Source organism: Methylosinus sp. KRF6 (assembly GCF_018887255.1).
Classification (GTDB): domain Bacteria; phylum Pseudomonadota; class Alphaproteobacteria; order Rhizobiales; family Beijerinckiaceae; genus Methylosinus; species Methylosinus sporium.
In genome coordinates this window covers 1-701 of sequence record NZ_JAHLJF010000053.1, presented here as the reverse complement: position 1 = coordinate 701, position 701 = coordinate 1, and the positions used below count along the sequence as shown (strand labels likewise).

The 701-nt window shown below is 61.1% G+C and carries 2 protein-coding genes; one reads left to right on the top strand and one right to left on the bottom strand.

Annotated elements, in window-relative coordinates; all coding sequences use genetic code 11:
- The coding region (locus tag KP010_RS22490; RefSeq protein WP_216281963.1) for a hypothetical protein at positions 1-206 on the top strand (206 nt) is incomplete at its 5' end.
- On the opposite strand, the gene KP010_RS22485 is transcribed toward KP010_RS22490, so the two are convergent.
- Positions 203-701, bottom strand: a 499-nt coding sequence (locus KP010_RS22485; protein ID WP_216281961.1) for a transposase, incomplete at its 5' end; no start/stop codon positions are given. The genes KP010_RS22490 and KP010_RS22485 overlap by 4 nt on opposite strands.

Genomic DNA, 701 nt, shown 5'->3' with positions numbered 1-701 from the left:
GCATCTATGACGTTCTGCGTGAAGTCACGGAGGCGATGACCACGCGCGATGTCGTCGCAGGCGTCATGAAGGCGAAGGGTCTACGGGAAGACGACGCTCGCACGCGTGAGTTGGTTCACAAGACCGTTCTCTGCTCGTTGAACCGGGCGAGGGATACGATCGAACGTAGCGAGGCGGCCGGGATCACGATGTGGCGCGTGATTTAGCCAGCCTTCGTCCGCTGCCAATAGCCGCAAAAGTCGATCGATGGTCCAAGGCCCATCGCCAATCCGATGACGCCTTCCGCTTGGTCGCCATTGCCGATGCGGCGGTGATCTTCACGCCATGCCGCTTCCTGCGCGTATCTGGCGAAATAGATTCCGGCGATATGGTGATGATGCCCGAGCTCGCCGCGGCGCATTCGTGAAAAGAACGACTCGGCGCCATTGGTGCAAGCGTCGTCGATGCTGAATCCCTCCTGATGATTGATCCGCTTCATCGAGAATTTGGCGTGCAGCGAATTCCAGGCCGGGCTCTCGTCGGCGTGAACCACGGTTCCCTTGGCGACCCGGCTGCGAATGAAAGAGGTCGCCGCGTCCTCGGACTCGAACACGGACGGCAAGGTACGCCCGTCGCGTTCTCGCACCACCACGACGACTTTGCGTTTCCCCGATTGGTTCTCGGCGAGGCGACGATCGACACGGTCGGCCGCCAGATTCTCC